22 protein-coding genes and 1 pseudogene are annotated in these 23,920 nt (G+C 33.6%); 22 read left to right on the forward strand and 1 reads right to left on the reverse strand.

Going from position 1 to position 23,920, the window contains the following annotated elements; translation table 11 throughout:
- Nucleotides 1-219: pseudogene (locus M2098_RS10045) on the forward strand (hypothetical protein); the annotation flags it as partial.
- A 345-nt stretch (nt 220-564) separates the two neighbouring features.
- The gene (locus M2098_RS10050; protein ID WP_280684159.1) at nt 565-837 is read left to right on the forward strand and encodes a GNAT family N-acetyltransferase; all 273 of its coding nucleotides are present in this window, start codon (nt 565-567) and stop codon (nt 835-837) included.
- Between the two features lie 40 nt (nt 838-877).
- Here the strand turns inward: M2098_RS10050 and M2098_RS10055 are convergent, their stop codons facing one another.
- On the reverse strand, nt 878-2,791 hold the full coding sequence (locus tag M2098_RS10055; RefSeq protein ID WP_280684157.1) for an aconitate hydratase: 1,914 nt from the start codon (nt 2,789-2,791) through the stop codon (nt 878-880).
- 250 nt (nt 2,792-3,041) lie between these two features.
- Between M2098_RS10055 and M2098_RS10060 the strand changes: the two genes are divergently transcribed.
- The 20 genes from M2098_RS10060 to M2098_RS10155 all read left to right on the forward strand — a co-directional run bounded on the left by M2098_RS10060 (nt 3,042) and on the right by M2098_RS10155 (nt 23,632).
- Nucleotides 3,042-4,397: a citrate synthase gene (locus M2098_RS10060; protein WP_280684155.1), complete on the forward strand. Its 1,356-nt coding sequence runs from the start codon at nt 3,042-3,044 to the stop codon at nt 4,395-4,397.
- A 2-nt stretch (nt 4,398-4,399) separates the two neighbouring features.
- The gene (locus M2098_RS10065; RefSeq protein ID WP_280684153.1) at nt 4,400-5,395 is read left to right on the forward strand and encodes an isocitrate/isopropylmalate dehydrogenase family protein; all 996 of its coding nucleotides are present in this window, start codon (nt 4,400-4,402) and stop codon (nt 5,393-5,395) included.
- Between the two features lie 71 nt (nt 5,396-5,466).
- On the forward strand, nt 5,467-6,093 hold the full coding sequence (locus M2098_RS10070) for a pyroglutamyl-peptidase I (protein ID WP_280684152.1): 627 nt from the start codon (nt 5,467-5,469) through the stop codon (nt 6,091-6,093).
- Between the two features lie 67 nt (nt 6,094-6,160).
- On the forward strand, nt 6,161-6,976 hold the full coding sequence (locus tag M2098_RS10075; RefSeq protein WP_134167183.1) for an HAD family hydrolase: 816 nt from the start codon (nt 6,161-6,163) through the stop codon (nt 6,974-6,976).
- Nucleotides 6,973-7,515 carry a hypothetical protein gene (locus M2098_RS10080; protein WP_280684149.1) on the forward strand — a complete coding sequence of 181 codons (543 nt, stop codon included), beginning with the start codon at nt 6,973-6,975 and terminating at the stop codon, nt 7,513-7,515. The genes M2098_RS10075 and M2098_RS10080 overlap by 4 nt, the downstream gene beginning before the upstream one ends.
- 127 nt (nt 7,516-7,642) lie before the next feature.
- Nucleotides 7,643-8,974 (forward strand): MATE family efflux transporter, encoded by a 1,332-nt coding sequence (locus tag M2098_RS10085; RefSeq protein ID WP_280684147.1) that lies wholly within the window; start codon nt 7,643-7,645, stop codon nt 8,972-8,974.
- 47 nt (nt 8,975-9,021) lie between these two features.
- A complete protein-coding gene (locus M2098_RS10090; protein ID WP_280684146.1) occupies nt 9,022-9,897 on the forward strand; it encodes a radical SAM protein in 876 nt (291 codons plus the stop codon).
- 140 nt (nt 9,898-10,037) lie between these two features.
- On the forward strand, nt 10,038-11,936 hold the full coding sequence (htpG, locus tag M2098_RS10095) for a molecular chaperone HtpG (RefSeq protein WP_280684145.1): 1,899 nt from the start codon (nt 10,038-10,040) through the stop codon (nt 11,934-11,936).
- A 73-nt stretch (nt 11,937-12,009) separates the two neighbouring features.
- A complete protein-coding gene (locus M2098_RS10100; protein ID WP_280684143.1) occupies nt 12,010-13,251 on the forward strand; it encodes a DUF998 domain-containing protein in 1,242 nt (413 codons plus the stop codon).
- 73 nt (nt 13,252-13,324) lie between these two features.
- Entirely contained in the window at nt 13,325-13,849 is a 525-nt protein-coding gene (locus M2098_RS10105) for a glutathione peroxidase (RefSeq protein WP_280684141.1), read from the forward strand.
- Between the two features lie 70 nt (nt 13,850-13,919).
- Nucleotides 13,920-14,522, forward strand: a complete 603-nt coding sequence (locus tag M2098_RS10110) for an HAD family phosphatase (RefSeq protein WP_280684139.1) — start codon at nt 13,920-13,922, stop codon at nt 14,520-14,522.
- Entirely contained in the window at nt 14,512-15,858 is a 1,347-nt protein-coding gene (gene rlmD, locus M2098_RS10115) for a 23S rRNA (uracil(1939)-C(5))-methyltransferase RlmD (protein ID WP_280684137.1), read from the forward strand. The genes M2098_RS10110 and rlmD overlap by 11 nt, the downstream gene beginning before the upstream one ends.
- Before the next feature lie 87 nt (nt 15,859-15,945).
- On the forward strand, nt 15,946-16,938 hold the full coding sequence (locus tag M2098_RS10120; RefSeq protein ID WP_280684135.1) for a LacI family DNA-binding transcriptional regulator: 993 nt from the start codon (nt 15,946-15,948) through the stop codon (nt 16,936-16,938).
- 129 nt (nt 16,939-17,067) lie between these two features.
- A complete protein-coding gene (locus tag M2098_RS10125; protein WP_280684133.1) occupies nt 17,068-18,489 on the forward strand; it encodes a sucrose-specific PTS transporter subunit IIBC in 1,422 nt (473 codons plus the stop codon).
- 231 nt (nt 18,490-18,720) lie between these two features.
- On the forward strand, nt 18,721-20,148 hold the full coding sequence (locus tag M2098_RS10130; RefSeq protein ID WP_280684131.1) for a glycoside hydrolase family 32 protein: 1,428 nt from the start codon (nt 18,721-18,723) through the stop codon (nt 20,146-20,148).
- An 84-nt stretch (nt 20,149-20,232) separates the two neighbouring features.
- Entirely contained in the window at nt 20,233-21,111 is an 879-nt protein-coding gene (locus M2098_RS10135) for an ROK family protein (RefSeq protein ID WP_280684129.1), read from the forward strand.
- 305 nt (nt 21,112-21,416) lie between these two features.
- Nucleotides 21,417-22,106, forward strand: coding sequence for an HD domain-containing protein (locus M2098_RS10140; RefSeq protein WP_280684127.1), 690 nt, complete (start codon nt 21,417-21,419; stop codon nt 22,104-22,106).
- Between the two features lie 32 nt (nt 22,107-22,138).
- Entirely contained in the window at nt 22,139-22,510 is a 372-nt protein-coding gene (locus M2098_RS10145) for a hypothetical protein (RefSeq protein ID WP_280684125.1), read from the forward strand.
- 26 nt (nt 22,511-22,536) lie between these two features.
- Entirely contained in the window at nt 22,537-22,863 is a 327-nt protein-coding gene (locus M2098_RS10150) for a MazG nucleotide pyrophosphohydrolase domain-containing protein (RefSeq protein ID WP_280684123.1), read from the forward strand.
- 34 nt (nt 22,864-22,897) lie between these two features.
- Nucleotides 22,898-23,632 carry a class I SAM-dependent methyltransferase gene (locus M2098_RS10155; protein ID WP_280684121.1) on the forward strand — a complete coding sequence of 245 codons (735 nt, stop codon included), beginning with the start codon at nt 22,898-22,900 and terminating at the stop codon, nt 23,630-23,632.
- Nucleotides 23,633-23,920 lie beyond the last annotated feature (288 nt).

Consider the following 23,920-nt stretch of genomic DNA (forward strand, 5'->3'; position numbering starts at 1 on the left):
AGATTATACATCCCACAAGGAAAAAACTTCGATCACCTTGATGATTTAGACATTAAAAAAATGGTGAATCATATAAACTCAGTCGCAAGACCGCAATTTGGTAATAAAACACCATTCCAAATGCTTAGTCGCAAGGAAAAGAAAATAATTAGCAAATTAGGATATAAAGAAGTTGACCCAGACAAAGTTAACTTAAACCCAAACCTTTTCCACAAATAGCAACTTGCGCAAAACCGAAACATAAAGGAAATATAAACCATATAGGAAAGTGTTGCACTTAGCAGAAACCTAAGTCCAGTTTCCCTTTTCGTCATGTCTTAAAGTCCTTTACTATCTACATTTAGTATACAATATTTCATGGTTTTTGAATATATTAGCACATAAAAAAGCTTCAATTCATCGAATAATATGCATTTAACCACTTGTGTTGCACTTAGTTTGAAAATTGAGCTTGAGTGAAAATCGTTTTAATTTCAAAGTATAAGAAAACAATGATGAATATTGCATAACATTAGATTTATATTGCTAAGTAAATTATAATAATTGTAATAGGAAGGTGATCATATGAAAATAGAAAGAAAAAAAGATGCCATTATAATGGTGAATGAAAGAGGCGAAGAAATCGCAGCTTTAGAATATCGCGAAGTAAATAATGTATATCACTTGATGAGTACATATGTAAATCCAGCATATCGTGGACAAGGACTTGCTGGGGAACTGATGGAAGAAATGGTAACATTACTAAAAGAAAAAGATGCGAAGGCTTCTCCAGTATGTGGTTATTCTGTAAAATACTTCTCATTACATCCAGAATACAAAGAATATTTAGATCGATAAAAAAATCCCTGCATTCATGTGAGTGCAGGGATTTCTATACTTATTGCATTGCTTTAATGTAGTTTAATGTACCACCAGCTTTGATAATATCAATGTCATATTGACTTAAGCCATGGTGTACTGTATATGTTTTGTCTTTTGTTTGGTTAATCACCATAAGTGGAGTGTCCACTGCAAGTTGATCTAAGTTATTGATGTCTAAATCATCCATTTCATCAATTGTGTCATAGTCTGCTTCGTTATCGAATGTTAATGGAAGAATTCCGAAGTTCACTAAGTTTGCTTTATGGATACGGGCAAAACTTTTAGCGATAACTGCTTTAATACCTAAATACATCGGTGCAAGTGCAGCATGTTCTCTTGATGAACCTTGTCCATAGTTAGCACCGGCGATAATGTATCCACCACCATATTCTTTACATACTTTATCGAAATCTGGTTTGTTGTTCATGAAGATGAATTCAGAAATTTTTTCAATGTTACTACGGTATGGTAAGACTTTTGCACCGGCAGGAGCAATGTGGTCAGTAGTAATATTGTCTTCTACTTTAATCATAACTTTTTTATGAATGTGGTCATCCAATGGTGTGTTAATTGGTAGTGGTTTGATATTTGGACCACGCACGATTTCTTTTTCTTTATCACAATCAGGAGTCAAAATCATTGAATCATCAATCATAAATGCATCTACATCGCTTGGTAATTCAAAATCGACTTTACGAGGGTCTGTAATCACTCCTGTTAGTGCGCTAGCTGCAGCTGTTTCAGGAGAAACCAAACATACTTTTGCGCTTAATGTACCACTACGTCCATAGAAGTTACGGTTAAATGTACGTAATGATAATGCATTTGTAATTGGACTTTGTCCCATTCCAATACAAGGACCACAAGTTGCTTCTAAAATTCTAGCGCCACTAGAAATCATATTACTTAATGCACCATTTTGGCTAATCATTTGTAGTACTTGTTTACTACCTGGTGAGATAACTAAACTAACTGAAGACTCTACTTGTTTACCTTCAAGAATGTTACCAACAATCGTTAAATCACGTAGTGAAGAGTTTGTACATGAACCAATAGCAACTTGATCTACATGCATTCCTTCAACTTCAGATACAGGAACAACTGCATCTGGTGAGTGTGGCATTGCAATCATTGGCTCCAATGCATCTAAGTCAATGTGGAATACTTCATCATAGATCGCATCTTCATCTGCTTTCAATTCAACCCATACATCTTCGCGATTTTGTTTCTTCAAGAAATCTTTTGTGATTTCATCAGAAGGGAAGATAGATGTTGTTGCTCCAAGTTCTGCTCCCATATTACAAATAGTTGCACGTTCTGGAATAGATAGACTTTCAATTCCAGGTCCACCATATTCAACAATTTTTCCAACTCCACCTTTTACACTCATAAGTTGTAAAACTTTAAGGATAATATCTTTTGCACTAACACCTTTTTGTAGTTTTCCAGTTAAATTCACATTAACCACTTGTGGTGTAGTTAGAAAGAATGGACGACCCGCCATTGCACAAGCAACATCAAGACCACCTGCACCCATTGCAATCGATCCAATACCACCAGCAGTTGGTGTATGTGAATCACTACCTAGTAGTGTTTTACCTGGAGCTGCAAATCGTTCTAAGTGAACTTGGTGACAGATTCCATTTCCTGGTTTTGAGAAGTAGACACCATATGCATTTGCCACAGTTTGTAAGTATTTGTGGTCATCAGCATTTTCAAATCCACTTTGTAATGTATTGTGATCAACATAACTCATTGAACGTTCTGTTTTTACTTTATCAATTCCCATTGCTTCCAGTTGTAAATAAGCCATAGTTCCAGTTGCATCCTGTGTTAATGTTTGATCAATCTTAATCCCAATTTGTTTACCTTTTTCATAGGTACCTTCCACTAGGTGAGCTTGTAATATTTTTTCGCATAACGTAGCCATCGTTTGTCCCCCTTTATAATAGTTGTTTCATATTATACCATAAGTCGATGCAATCCGTAGACTAAAATCATATTATTTGTGTTTGTAGGGAATACATGTGTGCGTCATATACAATACACTTTATTATATGAAAGAATATCATTCTATGAAAATATTTACATATTCAATATTGTAATAATTTACATTAGTGCTTAATTTTTGAGTCAAAAAATGATATAATCAATAGAACTAGTGTTATAGAGGTGGATATATGGATAAAAGATTAGAAAGATTTTTTGAAAAAGCAAAAGAAATTGGTTATATCGATAAGCAATTATATAAAACACATTCAGTGAAGAATGGATTAAGAAATGAAGATGGGACAGGAGTTTTGGTTGGACTTACAAAAGTCAGTGATGTTGTTGGATACTGTCGTGAGTGTGAAACGAAAGTCGACCAACAAGGACAATTGTTTTATCGCGGCATTGAAATCAATGAGATAGTTGATGGGGCAAGAAATAAAAGTCGTTTAGGTAAAGCCAATCTATTTGAAGAAACAAGTTTCTTAATCATGTTTGGGTATTTACCAAATCGCGAAGAGTTGGAACATTTCACAAGAATTTTACATAAAAAATTCCACCTACCAAAAGACTTTTTAGAAAGTAAAATCTTACGTGCTCCAACGAAGAATTTAATGAATAAACTTCAACAAGATGTACTTACTTTGTACAACTATGATAAAACACCAGATGATGTAAGTTTGGAACATATTATTGATCAAGGGTTGCACATTGTAGGAAAGATGCCTTGTTTAGTTGCATACAACTATCAAAGCAAAGTTCACTACTTCGAAAATGAAAGTATGTACATTCACCATGTTGATGAAGATTTAAGCTTTGCTGAAAATATCTTACAAATGATCCGTCCAGATCAAGAGTTTACAGATTTGGAAGCACATTTATTAGACATCATTCTTGTTGTTCATGCTGACCATGGTGGTGGACCAAACTCGACATTTGTAAATGTGGTCATGTCAAGTACGGGTACAGATATCTATTCCAGTTTTGCTGGTGCCATTGGTTCATTAAAAGGACCAAAACACGGTGGTGCAAATATCAAAGTTTGTCAAATGATGGATGATGTGATTGCAGATATTGGATATGAAGCAAGTGAAGCACGAATCAAAGATGTTTGTGAGAAACTACTTGCATGTAACTACTTTGATCAACGTGGTTTAATTTATGGAATGGGACATGCAGTATACACACTAAGTGATCCTCGAAGTGAAGTATTAAAAAATGGAGCAAGAGAACTTGCAAAAGAAAAGAACTTAGAAACAGAATTTGATTTCTATGAGCGCTTTGAGAAAGTAGCAAAAGAAGTTATTAAGGAAAAGAAAGGGATCAATGTTTGTAGCAATGTGGATTTCTACAGTGGCTTTGTCTACGAGAAAATGTTAAACATTCCACGTGATTTATATACACCACTATTTGTATGTGCACGTAGTATTGGTTGGCTAGCACATAACATTGAAAACCAAATGTACAGTGGGAAAATCGTTCGTCCAGCAACAAAATACGTTGGGGAGATCTGCGAATATATCGATATAGAAAAAAGGGGAAATTAAACATGAGAAATATTACAGTATTAAAAGGTGATGGAATCGGACCAGAAATTTGTTCGGAAGTAGTTCGTGTTCTTGAAACGCTAAAGTTAGATTTAAACTTTGAAATGTATGAAGTTGGAGAAGCTTGCTATGAAGCGTGTGGAGAGTTAATTCCACAAGCTGTATTTGATTCGATTGAAAATAATAAAATAGTTTTAAAAGCACCAATTACAACACCAATTGGTAAGGGATTTAAGAGTTTGAATGTACAATTACGTAACAAATATAACTTGTATCAAAACATTCGACCCGCAAAAAGTTTACCAAATATTGATACACCATTTAAAAATATCGATATTATTACCTTTAGAGAAAATACTGAAGATTTATACATTGGTGAAGAAGTACAAATCGATGAAAATACCGTACATGCAATTAAGTTAATTACACGCGAAGCAAGTACAAATATTGCCAAAGCAGCATTTGAATACGCTGTAGCAAATGGACGTAAAAAAGTAACATGTGTTCATAAAGCAAACATCTTAAAACTAAGTGATGGATTATTCTTAAGCGTCTTTAATGAAGTCGCAAAAGAGTATCCACAAATTGAGGCAAATACGATGATTGTAGATAATACATGTATGCAACTTGTAATGAAACCTGAACAGTTTGATATTATGGTAATGCCAAACTTATATGGAGATATTGTTAGTGATCTTACAAGTGGATTAATCGGTGGTCTTGGATTATTACCAAGTGCAAACTTAGGTGAAGACTTTGCAATGTTTGAGGCAGTTCATGGAAGTGCTCCAGATATCGCTGGACAAAACAAAGCAAACCCACTTGCATTATTACTTGCGGCATGTTTGATGCTTGATTATTTAGAATATCGTGATGAAGCTACAAAAATCCGTAACGCTATTGATGAAGTATTAAAAGAAGGAAGTGTACGTACTGCTGATATTGGTGGAACTGCTTCAACAACTGAATTTACAGATGCAATTATTGCTAAGCTATAGGATATCCTATGGCTTTTTTGTTATAGTTCGAATTGCAAATATGATAAAATCATACACATAAGAGGTGTATTATGAAAATACTAGTTACTGGATTTGAAGCATTCGGAAATGATGCAATCAATCCTACAGAAGAATTACTAAAACAATTACCAAGCAAGATAAAAGACGCTTCAATTGATACCGTATTGTTACCTGTTGTTGGCAAACAAACGGATCGCATTTTACGTGAGTATTTATATACGGATTATGATTGTGTGATTTCATTTGGTTTAGCTGGGGGAATTGATGAAATTCGTGTAGAACGTGTTGCAATTAATGTAGATGATTATCGCATTAAAGATAATGCAGGAAATCAACCAATTGATGAACCAATTGAACGAAATGGAAAGAATGCATATTTTAGTACATTGCCGATAAAACGTATCGTTGAAAAGTTAAATACAGATGATTATAAAGCGAGTGTCTCAAATAGTGCAGGAACGTATGTATGCAATCATGTAATGTATGAAGTTCTATACATATTAGAAAAAGCAAATAAACAAACAAAAGCAGGTTTTATTCATGTTCCATATTTAGATACTCAAGATAAAAAGCCTTCAATTTCTTTAGAGAAATTAACAGAAGCGGCTATTACGATTATTTCAACTTGTATTGCATATGATCAAGATGTGAAAGTAAGTGGCGGAAAAGAATTTTGATAGAGAAGTAAATACTATTTTTTGATATACTATTTGATATACTAGGTAATGAAAGAGAAGGTGAAGTATGTATAAACTAATTTGTGTAGACTTAGATGGGACGTTATTAAACAGTCGCAATATGATAACGCCGCAAAATAAAAAAGCGATTCGTAAAGCGTTAGATGCAGGTATAGAAGTTGCAATTGTGAGTGGTAGACCAAACTGTTTTACCATCCGTATTATGAATCAAATCTCAGTAAAGATGAGTCATATTACTTTCAATGGTGGGTATTATCGTGTTGCTGGGAAAAGTAGAACATTTCCAATACCAGCAAGTGCAGCAGATCAAATTGCACATCTTGCACAAAAATATAATGTAAGAACGTACTTTAAAAATAAAAACTTATCACTTTGTACGCGCACAGATCCAGGGGTGTTAGATTATGATCTATATAAAGATGTAACACCTGAAAAAGATCGTATGGATATGTACTATAGTGTAGATACGCAAACCATTCTTGACCACGATACAGAATATCTAAAAATCATCTCTTTACAAGATGATGTCGATAGTTTAAATCAAATGGTTGATGAAGTGGAGAAGATTGAAGGCATCCGTTTGTATCGTTATCCTGACTACTTTGAATGCTCAAGTATTGAGACTAGTAAAGGGTTGGCAATTAAAGCGGTATGTAAGGATATAGGAATTGATTTATCTGATGTAGTTTGTATTGGTGACAATTTCAATGATTTACCAATGTTTGAAGTTGCAGGTTTAAGTGTCGCAATGAAAAATGCACCAGATGCAGTAAAAGAAAAAGTTGATGTAGTTACTTTATCAAATGATGATAGTGGAGTTGCTTATGCAATTGAAAACTATGTACTGAAGGAGCAAGAATGAAATATCCAGTATTAGAAATGGACAGAGTTCCACATGGATTTAAAAGTAGTGAACTGTCGTATGTTGTTAGTTTTGATTTTGATGATGTAAACAATTTTGCAAGTGATGATTTACATAAGAAATATGTATCCTATATTCAACGCGAAGTACACGGTTTAGTGGAGAACATGCATGTCATGTATCGTCCTGAAGTTGTTAAGATTAATGGACAATACTTTGTGTTATTAAAAGATAATATGGATATGTATAAAATCACAGAGACAATTAAAAAAATCTTAGGTGAAATTGATCGATACACAGAAGGTAAAGTAGAAGTAAAAGCACATGTCTTAATGGCAATGCTCCTACAAAAAGGAAAAGATGTAAGTTTCTTTAAAACAAAGAAAGTAGGAGATCCTATTTTAGAATCCGCAGAATACATGAATAGTGTAATCAGTGAGAAAAAAGACTTTGATCCATCAGAGTTAAGTTATGTTACTCCTTGGGAAGAATTTGTTATGTTAGATGAGAAAAGAAACCAAGAGGCGAAAGAGAAATAGAAAACGGGAACATCAGCAGGTGTTCCTTTTTATATCTTCTATAAAATTGCATTTGTTTGAGTCGCTATAAATAAAGGTCCATGATACGCTTTGATTAGGAAGAAATAGAAAAAGGGTGAGGATCGAAATGAAATCTTTAAAACGGGATATTCTTTGTGTTTTGACATTGTCATTGCCAATTATTGTAGAAAATATCCTACAAACATTGCTCGGAACAGCGGACACTTATTTTGCAGGTCAATTAAATGATATTGCAATTGCAGGAGTAAGTGTTACCAATTTGATGATGAATATTTTCATCGCGTTTTTTACTGCGATAAGTGTTGGGACAAGTACCATTGTCTCAAGATATTTTGGTCGTAAAGATTATAAAAATACCAATAAAGCAATTACACAATCCATTGATATTGGACTTGTCTTTGGCTTGGTAGTTGGTGTTATTTGTTTTGTGTTTGCACGACCGATTTTACGAATTTCAGGGATTGAAGCAAGTGTGGTTGATTATGTACTACCATACTTCTTGATTGTGACTGTACCTGCAGTTTTTTTGTGTTTACAACTTATATTATCAAGTTGCTTTCGTTCGATTAAAGATACACGAACACCAATGTTTGCAACCGGTATTTCCAATGTGATTAATATTGGGTTAAACGCACTATTTATTAAAATGGGAATGGGCGTATTTGGTTTAGGTTTAGCTACAACGATTGCTCGTGCAATTGGTGTAGGACTCCTATTTTTCAAATTAAAAAGACATGATGCAGATATTGCATTTACATTTAAAGAATTTAAAGTGCATAAAAAAATACTGACATCGATTTTATATGTTGGAATTCCTGCTGGTGTAGAAAAGCTGATTATGCGAATTGGCCAATTACTATATAATGGGATGATTATCTCAATTGGAATGTCTGCATATGTTGCGCATAGTGTAGCAGGTACAATTGAAAGTTATGCCTATATTCCTGCAATGGGATTTGGACTAGCAGTTGCAACATTAGTAGGTACATCATTAGGTGAACGAAATCCAAAAAAGGCAATGCATCTTACACATATCAGTTATGTGATATCTGTAGTTTGTATGAGTGTCATTGGTATTGTATTTTACGTTTTTGCACCACAATTAGCTGCATTATTTACATCGACTGCAGAAGTACAACATATGGTAGTTGATGTATTGCGACTTATTGCTTTTTTCCAACCATTCTCTGCACTGGTTCAAATCATCACAAATGCCTTACAAGGGGCTGGAGACACAAAGTTTCCAATGTATGCAACCTTGGTTGGTATTTGGGGGATTCGCCTAGGTGTAGGGTATATACTAGCTGTATATGCGAATTTAGGATTGGTTGGTGTTTGGTCTGCGTATGCTTTAGATATTACACTGCGTGGTATTGTCTTGTTTATACGTTTTTATCGTGGAAAATGGAAAACGATAAAAGTAATCGCAACCTCATAAAATATTTCAGCTTGGACTATATATAGTGTAATATTCAATGCTATACTATGAATATGCACAAGGTAAAAGTAAAAGGAATCTTATCTGCAAGAAATGGAATGAATCTATATCGTGGCTGTAGTCATGGCTGTATTTATTGCGACTCACGCAGCAAGTGTTATCATATAGACCATGACTTTGAAGATATTGAAGTAAAAGAAAACGGAATAGAATTACTCGAACAAAAACTAAAAAGTAAACGCAAAAAAGGAATGATTGGTACAGGTTCAATGAGTGATCCATATATTCCTATAGAGATGCATTTTCAGTATGTTCGTAAGGCAATGCAACTTGCTTACGACTATGGGTTTGGGTTTACCATGATTACGAAGAGTAATCGAGTATTACGTGATCTTGATTTACTTCAAAAACTGCATCAGAAAACACGTGCAGTTGTACAAATGACACTGACGACCTATGATGAAGCAATTTGTAAAATCGTCGAACCGAATGTGAGTACAACAAAAGAGCGCGTAGAGGCATTGTATACGCTTCGTGATGCAGGTATTCCCACTGTTGTATGGCTAGGACCTATATTACCTTTTATTAATGATTCCAAAAAAAACTTAATTGGAATTTTAGATTACTGTATCAAAGCTAAGGTCAAAGGCATCGTTTGTTTTGAAATGGGAATGACCTTACGAGAAGGAAACCGTGAGTATTATTATGAAAAACTCGATGCATATTTTCCTGGTATGAAAGAGCGATACATTCGAACGTATGGAAATAATTATGAAGTGCGTTCACCAAACCACAAAGAATTGATGCAACTTTTTAAACAGACATGTAAAGCACATGGAATACTCTATGATCTACACGAAGTCTTTGGATTTGTAAATCAATTTGATGTTGCACCGGAAGTCGAACAATTATCATTATTCTAAACATTGACAACCCACACTGGGGTTGTTTTTGAACATTTCGTGAATTCTCATAAATTTAGCACTTAAATGTTGACAGTGCTAAATAAAATGATTACAATACTATTAGCACTTATTTAGGTAGAGTGCCAGGAGGTATAGAAATGGCAAAAAAGAAGGCGTTTAAAGCAGAGTCCAAACGACTCATGGATTTAATGATTAACTCTATTTATACACATAAAGAAATATTCTTACGTGAACTTATCTCTAATGCATCTGATGCAATTGATAAACTGTATTACAAAGCATTAAAAGAAAACTTATCAGATGTGAAGAAAGAAGATTTCAAAATCGAACTTTCTGTAGATAAAGAAAACCGTACATTAACGATTCGTGATAATGGTATTGGTATGAGTAAAGAAGAACTGGAAAATAACTTAGGTACCATTGCAAAATCAGGATCATTTGATTTTAAAGCAGAACACGACAAAGAAGAAGAAATCGATATCATCGGACAATTTGGGGTAGGGTTCTATTCAGCATTTATGGTTGCAGATAAAGTAGAAGTTATCTCAAAACAATACGGTAGTGATGATGCATATCGTTGGTATAGTGAAAACAGTGATGGATATGAAATCATCAATTATGGAAAAGATGGATATGGTACAGAAATTACATTATTCTTAAAACCAAATACAGATGATGAAAACTACGATGAATATCTAGAAACATATACAATTGAACGATTAATCAAAAAATACTCTGATTATATTCGTTATCCGATTATGATGCAAGTAACAGAGGAAAAGAAAAAAGAAGATAGTGATGAAGTAGAAACTGTAGTTGAAGATAAAACACTAAACTCAATGGTTCCAATTTGGAAACGTAGTAAAAGTGAAATCAGTGAAGAAGAATATGACAACTTCTACATGGATAAATTCCAAGACTACAACAAGCCACTAGAAGTCATTCACACAAGTGTGGAAGGAACGGTTTCTTACGATGCATTGTTGTTTATTCCAAGTAAACCACCAATGAACTACTATTCAAATGATTATGAAAAAGGATTGCAGTTATATTCGTCTGGTGTATTCATTATGGATAAGGCAAGTGAACTGATTCCTGAACACTTTAGATTTGTTAGAGGATTGGTGGACTCTCAAGATTTATCATTGAATATCTCAAGAGAAATGTTGCAACATGATCGTCAATTGCGTGCAATTGCTTCACGTATTGAAAAGAAAATTAAAAGTGAACTATTAAAAATGCTTCGTACAGAACGTGAAAAATATGAAGAGTTCTGGAGTGCATTTGGTACACAAATCAAATATGGGGTATACGCAGATTTTGGTTCACACAAAGAATTACTACAAGATCTATTGATGTTCTATTCATCTAAAGAAAAGAAACTAGTTACATTAGATGAATATGCAAATCGAATGAAAGAAGATCAAAAAGAAATTTACTATATCAGTGGTGATGACGTAGATAGCATTGATAAAATGCCACAAGTTGAACTACTTAAAAATAAAGAATATGAAGTCTTATATTTGAGTGATGATGTGGATGAATTTGCACTACAAATGATGCAAAACTTCAAGGAAAAAACATTCAAGAACATTGCACAAGGTGACTTAGATTTAGCTGATGAAGATGAAAAGAAAAAGCTTGAAGAAGAAAGTAAAGAAAACAAAGACTTACTTGAAGCTTTACAAGATGCATTGAAAGAACAAGTTTCAGAAGTAAAACTATCTGCTCGTTTGGTATCACACCCTGTTGTATTAAGTGCAGCTGAAGGTATGTCTTTTGAAATGGAAAAAGTGTTGAGTCAAATGCCTGAAGGAAATCCAATGGGTATGAAAGCAACAAAGATTCTAGAAATTAATCCAAACCATGAACTATTTAAAGCATTGCAAAATGTATATGCGAAAAATAAAGATGAAATTGCAGACTATGCAAGCATTCTATATGATCAAGCATTGTTGATGGAAGGTTTCAAAATCGAAGATCCAATTGCATATGCTGATAAAATAGCAAGACTGATTGTAAAAGCAAATGTGTAAGAAATTGCCACGTTCGTGGCTTTTTTTTCGACTTATAGAGTGTGCTATAATGGTTTGAGAAAGAGGATTGTGTATGGGGTTACTAAGAAAAAAGAAAAAACAAGAACCAGTAATTACTGAGGAAGTCATGCTTCCAAAACATGTGTTGGAATCTTTAGAGGTAGAAGAAGGTGAACATGCTTTCGTTTTAGTTGAAGGAAATAAACTACGGATTGCACCTAAAAACAAACAAAAAAGTGCACCGATAAGACAAATGATATGGGTATTATTAATATGTGTTCTTGTGACTGTTGGTTTCTACTATGCGTTTAAAGATGCAAATCAAGTGTCTTTTGTTGGCGAACAATCGATTGCGAGTGCAACTTTGCTGGTTGGAAGTTTATGTGGAATTATCAGTTTTAGTTTCTTTTTTATTTTAGCGAAAAAACAAAAAATAGAGACATCAAGTAAATATATCTATTGGCGTAATTTTCCAGCAGTGCTTATTTCATTTGGATTGATTCTCATTTTGTTTTTAATGGGCTTTTTCAAGGTAATGGAACTAACGTTTAGCGGTGCAAGTTTTGATGTGTACACAGCAAGTTTTATGTTCTTTGTCTTTAATATCATCATTACATATGCGATGAGTTATTTAGCAGTTATTATGACACCTTCATTACTTACAAGAGTACTCAGTTTTGTGATAGTCGGTGGAGTTGTAATGTCTATGGTCAACAACAATGATCAAGATTGGTGGAAAGAAAACTTTAGTTATTTAGGAACACCTGAAGCAATCAATAGTTGGCGATTTAATGTAACACTCGTATTTTCAGCAATGTTATTAGTAGCTTTAATTGACTATATCTTTGTTATTCTCCAACAAGCCATTCCTGAAAGTAAACGCTTGAGTGTACTACGTGTTCTTCTTACGTTAACAGCTTTATGTCTAGGTGGTGTAGGAATGTTTCCATACAATGAAATTCAACTGTTCCGTGACATTCATGATATTGTGGCAAGACTGTTAGTTGTCTTTATTGTATTACTCATTTGTTTACTGAGATGGTTATTACCAAAAGTATCAAAAGAGTTTTTATGGGTAAGCTATGGAATTGGTGGTTTATTAATTCTAGCAACAATCCTATTTTTACAAGTTGATTACTTATCATTAATGGCATATGAACTGATTGCATTTATCTTTGCATTTGTTTGGATTATTATGCTATTGCAACAGCTACAAAATTTAGTGAATCAAGTGAATAGCTTTACTGTAATTTTAAAAGGACAAACACCTGTAAAAGTACAAGAAATAGAAAATATAGACGAGCAAGTTAGTTGATGTAAACTTTTTCATTACGTACAATACTTGTAGTAAAAGATATTGTAGTAAGTAAAAGGAAAGAGGTTTATATATGAAATTTTATGATTTTACAGTACTTGACAATAAAGGTAATGAAGTTGCATTAGAGACGTATAAAGGAAAAACAGTGTTAGTTGTTAATACAGCAACAAAATGTGGTTTAACACCACAATATGAAGCGCTAGAGGCTTTATATAAAAAATACAAAGACAAAGGCTTTGTGATTCTTGATTTTCCTAGTAATCAGTTTTTGGAACAAGCTCCAGGAACGGATGAAGAAATTGATAGTTTCTGTACGTTAACGTATAATACAACATTCCCAAGATTTAAAAAGATCGATGTAAATGGTGAACACACAGATCCATTATTCAAATGGTTGAAAGAAGAAAAACCAGAAGCGGATGGTGAAGGTGTCATAGAATTCTTTAAGAAGGCATTTGGTCGTCAACCAGCAACTGGAGAAATTACTTGGAACTTTGAAAAATTCTTAATCGATAAAGATGGAAATGTTGTAAAACGTTTTACACCAGCAACAAAGCCAGAACAACTTGAAGAAGAAATAGAAGAATTATTATAGATTGTAGCATCCAATAAAACGGATGCTTTTTTATTACGATTCTAGCTTTGTATTATGCTATAATGAGCCCATGATTAAAAATATAGTATTTGATATTGGAAATGTAGTATTGGGATTTAAACCGATTGAGTATTTCTCTATGTATGAAAATGGTGAATATGTATGTCGGCAGATTTTTCAATGTCCACTTTGGAAAGAATATGATCGCGGTACCGTAAAACTAGCTGAAATAGAAGCGCAAGTAACTACAGAAATGCCACAGTTTATAGATTTGGTTCATGAAATATTAGATAAATGGATGGACGTACTTGTGCCATTAGAAACGTTATCGTATATTGATGTGCTTAAATCACTTGGATATCGTATTTTCTTACTTAGTAATTTATCCTATGATGCAGCAGTATACATTGAAGAAAACGTGGATTTATTTCAAAAGGTTGATGGATATGTTCTTTCATGTAATGAAAAGGTAATCAAACCTGAAGTGGAAATTTATGAGACATTGTTTCGTAGATTTAATATCAAAGCAGAAGAAAGTATATTTTTAGATGATTTAGAAGCAAATATTGAAGGTGCAAAAGCACTTGGAATGGACGGAATTGTTGTAAATAGTCCAAGCCAAGCTTTGCAGGATTTAGAAAGAAAGCTAGGCAAGGAGTTCTATGTTAAATAAAAAAGCAAAAGTTAAAGGTGAAATTTTAGCCATTGAAGATAATGGATTAGGTTTCATGCAAGTACACAAAGATAAAGTGTATGTAAAACAAGTACTTGTTGGTGAAGTTGTTGAAGCAATTGTCACAAAAAAGATTAAAGAAGGATATATTGCAGATGTTGTAAAAGTAATAAAACCAAGTAGTATTCGAACTAAGGTAAAGTGTCCATATTTTATAAGATGTGGAAGTTGTAATTACTTACATATGTTGTATCCTTTTGAATTGAAATTAAAGACAGAACAAGTCAAAGGTTTGGTTGAACAGTATCGTTTACCAATGCAAGTACACAATTGTGAAGGTATGAAAGAACCATATGCATATCGTAATAAACTGATTTTGTCGTTTGGGAAAAGTCGTAAAAATGAAGTAGTATCTGGTTTTTATGAACCATACTCACATAAACTTGTGAATATTGGAAACTGTTTACTTCACGATAAAAAAAGTAATGATCTAATTGCACATATCAAAGACTGTGTGAAGAAGTGTCGTATTGATGTTTATGATGAAGCAACAAAACGTGGTTTTTTGAAGCATGTACAGTTACGTGAAAACCAAAAAGGTGAGTTTTTAGTAACAATTGTAGTTGCAGATAAAGAGTTTAAAGGAAAGAAGAAGTTCATTGATATGTTACTTGATGGACATTCAGAAATCGTAAGTATTGTTCAAAACATCAACAATCGTCATACCGTTGTTGTGTTAGGGAATGAAGAAGTTGTATTGTATGGAAAAGGCTATATTGAAGATACTCTATGTGGATTAACCTTCCGTATTTCAAGTAAATCCTTCTACCAAATCAATCATGAACAATGTGAGAAATTATATACAAAAGCATTGTCGATGTTGAAACTAAAAGGTACAGAAACCGTAGTTGATACATATAGTGGAATTGGAACGATTTCTTTACTTCTTGCTAAACAAGTAAAGAAGGTTTATGGTGTAGAAATTAATGCACAAGCTGTTAAAGATGCTAACGTAAATAAAGAAATTAATGGGATTCAAAATGTAGATTTTGTTTGTAGTGATTCTGGAGAATATATGCAACGTTTGGCAAGAGTTAAGCAAGCGATTGATGTTGTTGTTATGGATCCAGCTCGTGATGGAGCAGATAAGAATTTTATTGATGCACTACTTACTTTAAAACCAAAACATATACTATATATTTCATGTAATCCAGAAACGCAAATGCGTGATATCAAACAATTAAATCGTGTATACAACTGTAAAACTGTTGAATTATTTGATATGTTTCCACGTACAAACCATGTGGAAAGCATTGTTTTATTATCTAGAAAATAAACAATTGATTACATGGTGTAAGTGAAGTATATCGTTCATATTTTATGATGACGATTATGATATACTAAATGTAGTTAAGGGGAAGACATGAAAGATAAACAGTTAACAATGCAAGATATAGCCGATTTAGCAGGAGTGGGAAAAAGCACGGTTTCACGTTATTTTAATGGTGGCTATGTAAAAGAGGAAACACGAAGAAAACTAAAAGAAATTATTGAAAAGGTAGACTATACACCAAATACGATTGCTCAAAGTTTAAAAGCGACAAAAACAAAAACAATCGGTATTGTTGCTCCTTGTTTAGATTCCATAACATCATCACGCGTTATGATGGCTCTAGATGAGTACGTGAGAAATGAAGGTTATGTCACAATTATCATAAATACAAATCACAATGAAATGCGTGAATTGACATCGATTGAACATGTTTGGAAGATGAATGTGGATGCTATTGTATTGATTGCAACCAATATTACAGAAGCACATAGACAACTTACTCATAAAATTGATGTACCTATGCTATTTATTGGTCAAGTGTTTAGTGATGGATATTCCATTGTGAATGATGACTATCACGCTGGCTTTGATATGGGTGAATATGTTGCTAAAAAAGGACATATGGATATCACATATGTAGGTGTAAATGCAAGCGATAGAGCAGTCGGTATTGAACGAAAAAAAGGCGTTATGGATGGTTTGCAAGCTCATGGCGTTTCAAGTATAGATACGATTGAAACAGACTTTACGTTTACACATTCACAGGGTGTAATTAGTGCGTACTTAAAGAAACATATACCAAGTGTTTTTATTTGTGCCACGGATACAATTGCACTAGCTTGTTATAAGGAAGTGCAGGCTTTACAATTAAAAGTTCCAGAAGATATTTCAATCGTAGGATTTGGGGGATATGAATCTTCAAGTGTAATTACACCAAGTTTATGTACAGTGCGTTTTGATAATGAAATAGCTGGAAAGATAGCTGGTGAAACAATTATAAAATGGATTAATGGGGAGAAAATTCCTAAGATGCAATCCGTTGGGTATACAATTATTGAAGGAGAGAGCGTACAATCAATATAGATGTTCGTTCTTTTTTTATATCTTTGTGGAACCGATATCACATTTCTTTAATTTTTTATTGACAAATCTTTGATAAGAAATTATAGTTCTTATATGGAACCGGTACCATAATAAGAAATGAGGGATAATATGAATTATGAAAAAATAGCAAAAGAAATAATAATTAATATTGGTGGAAAAGAAAATATTCAACAAGTCGGTCATTGTGCAACTAGACTACGCTTTAGCTTACGTGATCAATCATTAGTGAATGAAGAAGCAATCACAGATATGGAAGTAGTAAAAGGAGTTTTCCTTTCAAATAACCAATATCAAATCATTTTGGGTTCTGGAATTGTGAATTTGGTTTGTGAGGAAATACAAAAAGTATTACCAAACGCACAAAATCAAATCGAAGAAAAACAAGAAACAAAAGGGAATCTATTACAAAGAGGAGTCACTTTATTAAGTGAGATCTTTGTCCCAATTATTCCAGCAATTGTTGCTGGTGGGTTATTGATGGGGATTAATAATGTACTTACAGCAAACGGATTGTTTATTTCAGGAAAGTCATTGATTGATGCCTATCCACAAATTGCAGACATAGCAAGTATGATCAATTTATTTGCTAATGCGCCATTTGTTTTCTTACCTGTACTTATTGCATTTTCTGCAACAAAGAAATTTGGAGGAAATCCATATCTAGGAGCAGCAATGGGAATGATCATGGTACATCCAGATTTACTAAATGCATATGCATTAGGAACTGGTGTGGAAGTTCCGACATGGAATATCTTTGGGTTATCAATTCAAGCAGTAGGGTATCAAGGAACGGTATTGCCAGTTCTTGCAGTTTCATATATTCTTGCAACTATTGAAAAGAAACTACACAAAATTACACCACACTGGTTGGATAACTTAACGACTCCTTTGTTAGCAACATTAATTACTGGATTTTTAACCTTTACTGTTGTTGGTCCATTGTTACGCTTAGCTGGGGATGGATTAGCAAGTGGAATTACTTGGGGATATGAAACACTTGGATTTGTAGGAGGAGCGATTTTTGGACTTCTATATGCACCAATTACACTTACAGGAATGCATCACAGTTTTATTGCAATCGAAACGCAATTATTAGCTGCAATGGAAACAACGGGAGGATCATTTATTTTCCCTACAGCAGCAATGAATAATGTAGCACAAGGTGCAGCAGTATTAGCAGTATTCTGGGTAACAAAAGATAAGAAGATCAAATCGATTTGTTCAGCAGCAGGAATTTCCGCATTTCTGGGAATTACAGAACCCGCAATGTTTGGTGTAACTTTGAAATTACGATATCCATTTTATGCGGCAATGATTGGTTCTGCATTAGGAAGTGCATACATCGCTGCTACTAAGACATTAGCTGTTGCTTTAGGAGCTGCAGGTTTACCAGGATTTATTTCTATTCCTGTAGATTCATGGCTTAACTTTGGAATTGGAATGATCATCTCTGTTATAAGTGCATTCTGTATTACAATTCTATTATGCAAAAGAGCTAGTGCTAAAGAAAATAAGAAACAAATAAGCTAGATGAAAAAGTACTTGTATCACCAATCAATGGAAAAGTCGTAAATATTAGCCAAATGCCTGATGAAGCTTTTCAAACAAGGCAAAGGGTGATGGAGATTGATATTACAAGTATTGAAAAAGAAGGTTGTAGCAGTGCAATAGCTATGGTCTGCACAAAAGTAACAACATTTGAAATGTTGTGTAATGGTAAGATGGAAAAAGAAACTCCAATTATAAATATAAGGTGATAAGATGAAACAACAATGTTTAACGAATGAGGAAATAGAAGCATTAGAAAATAATGCAAAAACAATTGATGACAAGTATCGATTGAAATATCATTTAATGCCACCAGTAGGTTGGTTGAATGATCCAAATGGTCTTTGCTACTACAAGGGACAGTATCATATTTTTTATCAATATACTCCAGAAGATCCTACAGGTGGTCGCAAGTATTGGGGGCATTATACAACAAAGGACTTTGTTCACTTCATAAAAGAGAAAACAGCGCTATTTCCTAACCATCGATATGATAGTCGTGGAGCGTATTCAGGTGCTGCCATAGTTGCAGATGATAAAATGCACGTCTTTTATACAGGTAATGTAAAACATATTGGGGACTATGATTATATTACTGATGGTCGTGAACATAATACAATGTATAGTTATAGCGATGATGGAGTTCATTTTAAAGGTAAAATGTGTTTACTTACTAATGATGATTATCCACAAGAAATGACGCGACATGTACGTGATCCGTATGTGATTAAAAAAGATGATTTCTTTTATCTGTTTTTAGGGGCGAGAAGCAAAGAAAACATCGGAGTTATCTTGGTATATCAATCTTCAAATTTACATGATTGGAAGTATCTAAAAACCATTTGTAGTGATGAACCATTTGGCTATATGTGGGAATGTCCAAGTTATGTAGATCTTGATCAAAAGCAAATACTAATTTGTAGTCCACAAGGGGTGGAAAGTCAAAAATACAAATATCAAAACTTGTACCAAAGCGGATATTTTATAATCGATGGAGACTTTCGTAAAAACTATACATTATCAGCTTTCTTTGAGTTAGACTATGGTTGGGATTTTTATGCCCCACAGGTAGTACAGTCAAATGATGAACGAAAGATACTTATCGCTTGGATGGGAATGCCTGATGTTGAATATACAAATCCAACGGTAGATAAAGGGTGGCAGCATGCATTATGTATACCACGAGAAATCAGCTGGAAAAATGATAAAGTGTATCAATATCCAATTGCAGAAACAAAGCAATTAAGAAAGCATGAACATGTATTTACTTTGGAAAAGAATAAAGAAATAACACTGGAAGATATCGTGTTTGAAATGCATTTAGATAAACTAGCAAAGAGATCCTTTGATATAAAACTTCGTCAAGACCTTGAATTGCAGTACCACAATCAAATTGTACGTATTACTATGAAAGAAAGTGGATGTCTACGAGACGCACGCGAATTTATAGTAGAAAGTATAGAAGATATAACAATCTTCAGTGATACAAGTTCTATTGAAATCTTTATTAATAAAGGTGAGTATACGTTTACAACGCGCATATATGATGATCTTCAAGCAAAAATTGAAGCCAATATAGATATTCCAGTAACGTATTATAAGTTACGCAATTATGAAATAAAAAAACATGACAGCAAGTAATCCAATTTTAAAATGGATTCATAGATCATGAGAAAAGAGAAAACGGATACGTTTAAATAAAGTAGAAAGTAAGGAGAATCATACGTGAAATTAGGAGCTATTGAAGCTGGAGGAACAAAGTTTGTTGTTTGTATTGGAAATGAAAAAGGTGAAATCTTTGATAGAGCCTCATTTCCAACAGAAACTCCAGAAAAAACGATGAAACATGTATTTGCATATTTTGATGACAAACAAATAGATGCGATGGGTGTTGCATGCTTTGGACCAATTGATCCAAATCCAGAAAGTAGTACATATGGACACATAACAACTACACCAAAAGAAGGCTGGCAACATTTCAATATAGTAGGTGTTTTAGAAGAACGCTATCATATTCCAATTGTATTTGATACAGATGTAAATGGAGCCATGTTGGGTGAAACATATTTTGGAGCAGCCAAAGGATTAAGTAATGCATTATATCTAACTATCGGGACAGGTGTAGGTGGTGGTGCAATCGTTGGTGGAAAACTAGTCCATGGTTTAGTACATCCAGAGATGGGACATATTCTTTTACGAGTTAGAGAAGATGATACATTTTCAGGTAACTGTCCATATCATGCAACTTGCTTTGAAGGTCTTGCAGCTGGTCCTGCAATAGAAGCTAGATGGAACAAAAGCGCAAAAGAACTTGATGAAAATCATCCTGCATGGGATTTAGAAGCATACTATATTGCACAAGCATTAGTAACATATACACTAACACTATCACCAGAAAAAATTATTTTAGGTGGTGGGGTTATGCATCAAAAGCAATTGTTTCCAATGATTCATCACTACTTTCAGACATATTTAAATAATTATGTGCAAAAAGAAGAGATAACTACAAATCGAATAAAAGACTATATTGTATATCCTATGTTAGGTGATAATGCAGGAGTAGTCGGTGCATTATCATTAGCAATTTCAGCATTTAAAAAATAATGCATATTAGAAAAGTGTAAACGACAAGAATAATTTTGTTAAACAAAAATGGGTGAAAAAGGTTCTAGTATATTTAGTGTGAGTAAGAAACATTACAAACTAAATAGATAGAACTTTTTTATTACTTACGTATCGCATAGTGTATAATAAACGATAGGAGCTTATATTCGTGATTTCTTTAGTGATAATAAAGGAAAAACTCTGCAAGATGCAATTGCTTGTTGGAAGTATAAGAAAAACCAACAAGGACATAACCGCTATGAAAGTAGTGATTTGATTGCGTTGGATGAATTGAGGGGATAGTAATGAAAAGAAGTCAGTTTATACATATAGAGTCATTCATGTCACAATTCATGAAGGATAGTGCACATGATATCGAACATATCTATCGCGTTTTGTATCTTGCATTAGACATTGCAAAATATGAAAAAGATGTAAATATGGACATACTAATAAGTGCATGTCTGTTACATGATATTGGAAGACAGAAACAATTTGAAAATCCAAAGCTATGTCATGCCAAAGTTGGTTCAGAAATGGCATATGCTTTTTGTATAGAAAATGGGTATTCACAAAAAGATGCAGCACACATAAAAGAATGTATTGCTTCCCATCGTTTTCGGGCAAATCAACCACCACAAAGCATTGAAGCTAAAATACTATTTGATGCAGACAAAATCGATGTATGTGGAAGTGTAGGAATTGCTCGTACACTTTTCTACAACGCAAATATTAGTGAACCCTTATACTTTGTTGATGATAATCGCAATATACTTGATGGAACACATGATGATCATCCATCATTTCTACATGAGTATAACTATAAGTTGAAACATTTGTATGATAAGTTTTATACAAAGCGTGCTAAACAAATTGCAAAAGAACGACAAGCACATGCAATTGCATTTTATGAAAATATCTTATCAGAAGTAATACCAACCTATGAAAATGGTAAGAAACTTGTAGCAGAGATACTAGAAGATACGCATGAATAAAGTGAAATCTCATCATTTATTTAGGAGACAAAATGGCTAAAGAAATTCCAACAGTACTAGCAGATCAAGCACATTTTCTAAAGGGACATGCAAGTTGGTTATATTGTGATTCATGCAATAAAACAGTTGCATACCTTTGTTATGTGACATATCGATATTTTCGGTTTTCTTTTACATGTTCGTGTGGAGCAAGCGGAAGTGTTGAAAATCGTTTTGGTGATATAGATTTGAATAAACTTGCTTTGGGTACGCTACAGCGTAGTGAAGTCAATAAACGATATATTTGTGAAAAGGATGCATCTGCTTTGTTTTCTGTAGTACCAAAAAATATACAATCATACAAAGCAACTGTTGTCTGTGCATCCTGTGATACACGATATGAGATAGAAGAAAACTTTATGTAAAATGAAATATACGAGGGAGATTAAAAATGATGAACTTTTCAATAGAAGAAATGCAAATGATGCAAAAACATATGCATGAGAAATATCAAGGATTTTGGCCGGATTTGAAACCAGAAGTAGCTAAAGAAATGCTTTTGTGGATGATTGGAGAAACAGGAGAAGTAATTGATGTCATCAAGAAAGATGGTGATACACAAATTATGAACCAGCCAGAAGTACGTGCGCATTTCATAGAGGAACTTTGTGATGTAATGATGTATTTCAACAATGTAATGTTGTGTTATGACATCACAATTGATGAATTTAAGAAAGCATATATTGAAAAGTATAATGTTAACATGAAACGTTGGTAATATATGTTATCTAACGTTTAAAAGTAGGAGAACTATGAAAGAAAATATATATGATAATGATGCATTTTTTGAAGCATATCAGAAATTTCCACGTTCAGTGGAAGGTTTATCTGCAGCAGGAGAGTGGCATGAACTAAAAAAATTACTTCCCGATTTTCAAGGGAAACGGGTATTGGATATTGGTTGTGGTTTTGGCTGGCACTGTATATATGCAGCTAGTAAAGGTGCTACATATGTACTAGGTACAGATATTTCAGAGAAAATGTTAGCTGTTGCTAAAGAGAAAACAGAGAGCGATGTAGTAACTTATAAGCAAGTAGCAATGGAAGATCTACAATTAGATGATGAAAGTTTTGATGTAGTAATGAGTTCATTAGCATTTCATTACACGCCAAATTTTGACCAAGTTGTACAAGTGATTCATAACGCATTAAAGCCAGGTGGGGTATTTGTATTCTCAGTAGAACATCCAGTATTTACTGCACAAGGCAAACAAGATTGGATTTATGATAGTGAAGATAAGCCAGCATATTGGCCAGTTGATAACTACTTTTTTGAAGGGAAAAGAGAAGCGGTTTTTCTTGGGGAACAAGTAGTAAAATATCATCGAACAGTAACGACATATCTTCAAACATTGTTGAAATATGGCTTTTGTATCAAAGCAGTTGTTGAACCTGAACCAGCAAAAGAACTACTCGAACAAGTAGAAGGAATGAAAGATGAATTGCGTCGTCCTATGATGTTGCTTGTATCTTGTATAAAAAAATAATATTGACATGGAAGCACTTTCATATTAAGATGAAAATGTAATTAAGGTTTGTTACTCTTTGGAGGCATTACCTTAGAAACGTTATAAAACGTTTTTAAGTATGGGCACACCAAAATAACTTGGGGTGAGTCAGAAATTTGATTTAAAATAACATGGGGTGCTAGGCACCCCAAAGTTCTTTAAAGACCACATCGCTGTGGTCTTTTATAGTTTTGTAGCGAAGATCCGATATGTAGCGTCATCGTTTAGGACATACAATGCTCTTGTTCTGAACCGCTCCCAGTTATG

This window comes from Breznakia sp. PFB1-19 (genome assembly GCF_029893935.1).
GTDB classification, from domain to species: domain Bacteria; phylum Bacillota_I; class Bacilli_A; order Erysipelotrichales; family Erysipelotrichaceae; genus Breznakia; species Breznakia blatticola.